This is a genomic window from Streptomyces sp. NPDC029139, assembly GCF_055564335.1.
Map to the genome: position 1 here is coordinate 668403 of NZ_JBVHWN010000002.1, position 6784 is coordinate 675186.

The following is a 6784-nucleotide window of genomic DNA, read 5'->3' on the forward strand; positions in this document are numbered from 1 at the left end:
GTGTCACACCCCGGACGACACCTCGGTCTTGCCCGAGGAGTCAGCTTTTCCCTCGGTCGCCGCGAGGGCCTTGTTCCGCCGGACGGAGGACCAGAAGGACCAGGCGATCAGAGCGACGCCGATGAGGCCGGTGACGACCTCGGGGATCTGGTACCGGATGGAGATCATGAGAATGATGGCGAGCGCGCCGATGGCGTAGTGGGCGCCGTGCTCCAGGTACACGTAGTCGTCGAGGGTGCCCTGGCGGACCAGGTAGACCGTCAGCGAACGGACGTACATGGCACCGACGCCGAGGCCGAGCGCCATCAGGACGATGTCGTTGGTGATGGCGAAGGCGCCGATGACGCCGTCGAAGGAGAACGACGCGTCGAGGACCTCGAGGTAGAGGAACATGAAGAAGGCGGCCTTGCCGGCGAGCACCACGGCCGAGACGGGCTTGCCGCTGCGCTTGGCCTCCTCCTCGGCCTCGTGCTCGCGCTCCTCTTCCTCCTCCAGCTTGTTCTCGAAGTAGCCCGAAAGACCGCCGACGACGAGGTACGTGATGAGACCGAAGACGCCGGAGAGCAGGACGGTGGACGCCTTGTCGACGTGCGTACCGCCGTGCTGGTGGGCCTGGGTCGCGAAGGTCATGGCGCTGATCGCCAGGACGATCAGGGCGATGCAGACCGAGAGCATGTCGATCTTGCCGAGCTTGGCCAGCGGGCGCTCCAGCCAGCCGAGCCACTTGATGTCACGGTCCTCGAAGATGAAGTCGAGGAAGATCATGAGCAGGAACATGCCGCCGAAGGCCGCGATCGACGGGTGTGCGTCGGTCACGAGCTGCTCGTAGCGCTCGGCGTCGTTGAGCGCGAGATCGACGGCCTCGATCGGACCGATCTTGGCGCTGATCGCGACGATCACGACGGGGAAGACCAGCCGCATGCCGAAGACGGCGATCAGAATGCCGATCGTGAGGAAGATCTTCTGCCAGAAGGCGTTCATCTTCTTCAGGATTCCGGCGTTGACCACCGCATTGTCGAAGGACAGCGAGATCTCGAGGATGCACAGGATCGCGACGATCCCGAACGCTTCCCACCCCCCGTAGAGCACCGCTGCGACCAGCCCGAGCGCCGTAATGGCGAACGACCAGCCGAAGGTTTTCAGAACCACTGTCTACCCCATCGTGTAATTACGCGGCTTTACGAAACGTTGACCCCGAAGTCTAGAGCGATGCCCCGGAGGCCGGACGCGTACCCCTGGCCCACCGCCCGGAACTTCCATTCACCCCCGTACCGGTACAGCTCGCCGAAGATCATCGCGGTCTCGGTGGAGGCGTCCTCGGAGAGGTCGTAGCGGGCCAGCTCCTGGCCGTCCGCCTGGTTCGCCACGCGGATGAAGGCGTTGCTGACCTGGCCGAAGGTCTGGCCCCGGTTGTCGGCCTCATGGATCGAGACCGGGAAAATGATCTTGTCGCAGTGGGCCGGAACCTTGGTGAGGTCCACGATGAGCGACTCGTCGTCGCCGTCACCCTCGCCGGTGAGGTTGTCCCCGGTGTGTTCGACCGAGCCCTCGGGGCTCTTGAGGTTGTTGTAGAAGACGAAGTACTCGTCGCCGAGCACCCGCCCCGACTCGCACAGCAGGGCGCTGGCGTCGAGGTCGAAGGGCGCTCCGGTGGTGGAGCGCGCGTCCCAGCCGAGGCCGACCAGCACCTGGGTGAGGTTGGGTGCAGCCTTGGAGAGGGAGACGTTGCCTCCCTTGGCGAGCGTGACGCCCATGCGTGGTTCCTCCCCGGTGAGAACTGCTCTCTGCACTGCTGATGAGCCGTGGCGCTGCTGAGCCGTACGGCTGATGAGGCACGTCCGGCGCCGCACGGAGCGTGCGGCGCCGGACGGATCAGGCTTGCGTGACTCAGACGTTGACGCCGAAGTCGGCCGCGATCCCGCGCAGGCCGGAGGCGTAGCCCTGGCCGACGGCGCGGAACTTCCACTCGTCGCCGTTGCGGTAGAGCTCGCCGAAGACCATGGCGGTCTCGGTGGAGGCGTCCTCGGAGAGGTCGTACCGGGCGATCTCGGTGCCGCCGGCCTGGTTCACGACACGGATGAACGCGTTGCGGACCTGGCCGAAGGACTGCTGGCGGTTCTCGGCGTCGTAGATCGACACCGGGAAGACGATCTTGGCGACATCGGCGGGCACCGTGGCCAGGTTGACCTTGACCTGCTCGTCGTCACCCTCACCCTCGCCGGTGAGGTTGTCACCGGTGTGCTCGACCGAGCCGTCGGCGCTCTTCAGGTTGTTGAAGAACACGAAGTCCTGGTCGTTGCGGACCTTGCCCTCCGCGCTGACCAGAATGGCGCTGGCGTCGAGGTCGAAGTCCGTCCCGGTGGTGGTGCGGATGTCCCAGCCCAGACCGACAGTGACGGCGGTCAGGCCAGGGGCCTCCTTGGTCAGCGAGACGTTGCCGCCCTTGCTGAGGCTGACTCCCACGAGTCCCTCCATGTGGTTTCCAGGGGCAGCGCCCCCGTCGTGCGTTGGCATCGGATCAACGAGTGGATCCTAGTGACGGGTTCCCGGCCTGGACAGACGATTCGCCCCGATGGTCAGAGAGTGTCGAGCGCCTTGACGTACTGGCCGAGGTCGCGGGCGTCCGGAAGGGCGTTCACGACGCTCCAGCGGACGACGCCGTCCTTGTCGATGATGAAGGTGCCGCGCACGGCGCAGCCCTTGTCCTCGTCGAAGACGCCGTAGGCGCGCGAGGCCTCCCCGTGCTTCCAGAAGTCGGAGAGCAGCGGGTAGTCCAGGCCCTCCTGCTCGGCGAAGACGCGCAGGGTGTGGATGGAGTCGTTGGAGACGGCGAGGAGCTGGGTGTCGTCGTTGACGAACTTCGGCAGGTTGTCGCGCAGCTCGCACAGCTCGCCGGTGCAGACGCCGGTGAAGGCGAAGGGGTAGAAGAGCAGCACGACGTTCTTCTCCCCCTTGAAGTCGGAGAGCCTCACGGTGCGGCCGTGGTTGTCCTTGAGCTCGAACTCCGGGGCCTTGGTGCCGACCTCGATCGCCATGGCGTGCGCTTCCCTTCCACTGGACTGGGTCACCGACAGAGTCGTTGGACCGAACAGGTGAAGGGCCAGCCTACGCACAGAGCCCCCGCCGGCTGTGCCGGCGGGGGCTCCTGCTGCTTGGGGGATCAGCGCTTGGGGGCGACGAGCCGGGTGCCCGACCAGTCCTTCGCCACGCTGATGCTCTTGGTCTGGGAGAAGCCGGCGGTCTGCGCGGCATCGCTGATGTCGCTCGGCTCGACGTAACCGTCTCGGCCCGTCTTGGGCGTCAGCAGCCAAACGTTGCCGCCGTCCTCCAGGAGGCCGATGGCATCGACCAGGGAGTCCGTCAGATCTCCGTCCTCGTCGCGGAACCAGAGCACGACGGCGTCGGCGACGTCGTCGTAGTCCTCGTCAGCGAGGTCCGACCCGATGATGGACTCGATGCCTTCGCGGAGATCGAAATCGACGTCGTCGTCGTAACCGATCTCCTGGACCACCTGTCCGGGCTCGAACCCCAGCCTCGCTGCCGGGTTGGTCCGCTCCTCCGCGTGGTCCGCGGTCGCGCTCACGGCTTGCCTCCTGATCATGTATCGGAAAATGCTTCGGCCACGCGCGTACGCGCAGCGCTGGCCGTAGTCCACACGGGCTGGGCGGATCGCGCAAGTACCCGGCCGCCGAGACCGCCGAAACGGTGACGTTTGGGGCCGTCTCGCCGCATCTCCCGGGCCGCCTCCGCTTCGCTGCGTGACATAAGGCACACGCTTCGTACCGCTTTGGGTCCTTCCGTGGTTTCAGTCTGCCGAACGTGCGGACGAAACGCATGCGCGGGTTGGGCGTAAGGTTGCGATTTGACCCAACCGGGCACCCAGTGGGGGTTACCCCTCGGTAGAGATGACGTTTGACACCGACGGGGTACACGATGGACGTCCCGGCCACCCGTGGGCTCCATCGAAGCTCCACCGAACAGCGAAGGAACAGCGTGGCTTCCGGATCCGATCGCAACCCGATCATCATTGGCGGCCTTCCCAGCCAGGTCCCGGACTTCGATCCGGAGGAGACCCAGGAATGGCTCGACTCCCTCGACGCCGCCGTCGACGAGCGGGGCCGTGAGCGGGCCCGCTACCTGATGCTCCGCCTGATCGAGCGCGCCCGCGAGAAGCGTGTGGCCGTGCCCGAGATGCGCAGCACGGACTACGTCAACACCATCGCCACCAAGGACGAGCCGTTCTTCCCCGGCAACGAGGAGATCGAGCGCAAGGTCCTCAACGCGACCCGCTGGAACGCCGCCGTGATGGTCTCGCGCGCGCAGCGCCCGGGTATCGGGGTCGGTGGCCACATCGCCACGTTCGCCTCCTCCGCCTCGCTGTACGACGTCGGCTTCAACCACTTCTTCCGCGGCAAGGACGAGGGCGACGGCGGCGACCAGATCTTCTTCCAGGGCCACGCCTCCCCCGGCATCTACGCCCGCGCCTACCTCCTCGACCGGCTGAGCGAGACCCAGCTCGACGCCTTCCGCCAGGAGAAGTCGAAGTTCCCGAACGGGCTGTCCTCGTACCCCCATCCACGCCTGATGCCGGACTTCTGGGAGTTCCCGACCGTCTCGATGGGCCTCGGCCCGCTCGGCGCGATCTACCAGGCCCGGATGAACCGCTACATGGAGGCGCGCGGCATCGCCGACACCTCCAAGTCCCACGTCTGGGCGTTCCTCGGCGACGGCGAGATGGACGAGCCGGAGTCGCTCGGCCAGCTGTCCATCGCCGCCCGTGAGGGCCTGGACAACCTGACCTTCGTCGTCAACTGCAACCTGCAGCGCCTCGACGGCCCGGTGCGCGGCAACGGCAAGATCATCCAGGAGCTGGAGTCGCAGTTCCGCGGCGCCGGCTGGAACGTCATCAAGCTGATCTGGGACCGTTCCTGGGACCCGCTGCTCGCCCAGGACCGTGACGGCATCCTGGTCAACAAGCTGAACACCACGCCCGACGGCCAGTTCCAGACGTACGCCACGGAGACCGGCGCGTACATCCGCGACCACTTCTTCGGCGACGACCAGCGGCTGCGCTCGATGGTCGAGGGCATGTCGGACCACCAGATCCTGCACCTGGGCCGCGGTGGCCACGACCACAGGAAGATCTTCGCGGCCTTCGCGGCGGCCAAGGCCCACAAGGGTCAGCCGACCGTGGTGCTCGCGCAGACCGTCAAGGGCTGGACGCTGGGCCCCAACTTCGAGGGCCGCAACGCGACCCACCAGATGAAGAAGCTGACGGTCGACGACCTCAAGCGCTTCCGCGACCGGCTGCACATCCCGATCACGGACGCGCAGCTGGAGGGCGGCCTGCCGCCGTACTACCACCCGGGACGGGACTCCGAGGAGATCCAGTACATGCACGACCGCCGCAGGGCGCTCGGCGGGTACGTCCCGACGCGTGTGGTGCGCGCGAAGCCGCTGGCCCTGCCCGAGGACAAGACCTACGCCGCGGTGAAGAAGGGCTCCGGCCAGCAGTCGATCGCCACCACGATGGCGTTCGTCCGGCTGCTCAAGGACCTGATGCGGGACAAGGAGATCGGCAAGCGGTTCGTGCTGATCGCGCCGGACGAGTACCGGACGTTCGGCATGGACTCCTTCTTCCCGAGCGCCAAGATCTACAACCCGCTGGGCCAGCAGTACGAGGCCGTGGACCGCGAGCTGCTGCTCGCGTACAAGGAGTCCCCGACCGGCCAGATGCTGCACGACGGCATCTCGGAGGCCGGCTGCACGGCCTCGCTGATCGCGGCCGGTTCGGCCTACGCCACGCACGGCGAGCCGCTGATCCCGGTCTACGTCTTCTACTCGATGTTCGGTTTCCAGCGGACCGGCGACCAGTTCTGGCAGATGGCGGACCAGCTCGCGCGCGGCTTCGTGCTCGGTGCCACCGCGGGCCGGACGACGCTGACGGGTGAGGGCCTCCAGCACGCGGACGGCCACTCGCACCTGCTCGCCTCGACGAACCCGGGCTGTGTCGCCTACGACCCCGCCTTCGGCTTCGAGATCGCGCACATCGTGCAGGACGGCCTGCGGCGCATGTACGGCCCGGACGCCGAGGACGTCTTCTACTACCTCACCGTCTACAACGAGCCGATCCAGCACCCGACCGAGCCCGAGAACGTGGACGCCGAGGGCATCCTCAAGGGCATCTACCGCTTCAAGGCGGGCGAGGCCGGCGCGATCCCCGCGCAGATCATGGCCTCTGGTGTCGCCGTGCCGTGGGCGGTCGAGGCGCAGCGGCTCCTCGCCGAGGAGTGGAACGTGCGCGCCGACGTCTGGTCGGCGACGTCCTGGAACGAGCTGCGCCGCGAGGCCGTCGAGGTCGACCGGCACAACCTGCTCCACCCGGACGAGGAGCAGCGCGTCCCGTACGTGACCCGCAAGTTGTCCTCCGCGCAGGGCCCGTTCGTCGCCGTCTCCGACTGGATGCGCTCCGTTCCGGACCAGATCTCCCGCTGGGTGCCGGGCACGTACACCTCGCTCGGCGCGGACGGCTTCGGCTTCGCGGACACCCGGGGCGCGGCCCGTCGGTACTTCCACATCGACGCCCAGTCGATCGTCCTGGCCGTCCTCACCGAGCTCGCCCGCGAGGGCAAGGTCGACCGGTCGGTCCTGAAGCAGGCCGTGGACCGCTACCAGCTGCTGGACGTGGCGGCCGCGGACCCCGGCGCCGCCGGCGGCGACGCCTAGGGCGCGTCGCCGACGCATATCGCCTGGTGAGGGGCGGCGGGACCAGCGGTCCCGCCGC

6 protein-coding genes are annotated in these 6784 nt (G+C 67.4%); 1 reads left to right on the plus strand and 5 read right to left on the minus strand.

Going from position 1 to position 6784, the window contains the following annotated elements; translation table 11 throughout:
* Positions 1 to 3: 3 nt before the first annotated feature.
* The 5 genes from ACZ4VW_RS07205 to ACZ4VW_RS07225 all read right to left on the minus strand — a co-directional run bounded on the left by ACZ4VW_RS07205 (position 4) and on the right by ACZ4VW_RS07225 (position 3583).
* Positions 4 to 1149 (minus strand): DUF475 domain-containing protein, encoded by a 1146-nt coding sequence (locus ACZ4VW_RS07205; RefSeq protein WP_467959303.1) that lies wholly within the window; start codon positions 1147 to 1149, stop codon positions 4 to 6.
* A gap of 29 nt (positions 1150 to 1178) precedes the next feature.
* A complete protein-coding gene (locus ACZ4VW_RS07210; RefSeq protein ID WP_467959304.1) occupies positions 1179 to 1754 on the minus strand; it encodes a TerD family protein in 576 nt (191 codons plus the stop codon).
* A 133-nt stretch (positions 1755 to 1887) separates the two neighbouring features.
* Positions 1888 to 2463 (minus strand): TerD family protein, encoded by a 576-nt coding sequence (locus ACZ4VW_RS07215; RefSeq protein ID WP_467959306.1) that lies wholly within the window; start codon positions 2461 to 2463, stop codon positions 1888 to 1890.
* Between the two features lie 113 nt (positions 2464 to 2576).
* Entirely contained in the window at positions 2577 to 3035 is a 459-nt protein-coding gene (locus tag ACZ4VW_RS07220; protein WP_467959308.1) for a peroxiredoxin, read from the minus strand.
* Positions 3036 to 3160: 125 nt separating this feature from the next.
* A complete protein-coding gene (locus tag ACZ4VW_RS07225) occupies positions 3161 to 3583 on the minus strand; it encodes a DUF3052 domain-containing protein (RefSeq protein ID WP_355108585.1) in 423 nt (140 codons plus the stop codon).
* 410 nt (positions 3584 to 3993) lie between these two features.
* Between ACZ4VW_RS07225 and aceE the strand changes: the two genes are divergently transcribed.
* A complete protein-coding gene (aceE, locus tag ACZ4VW_RS07230; protein WP_467959310.1) occupies positions 3994 to 6726 on the plus strand; it encodes a pyruvate dehydrogenase (acetyl-transferring), homodimeric type in 2733 nt (910 codons plus the stop codon).
* The last annotated feature ends 58 nt before the right edge of the window (positions 6727 to 6784 follow it).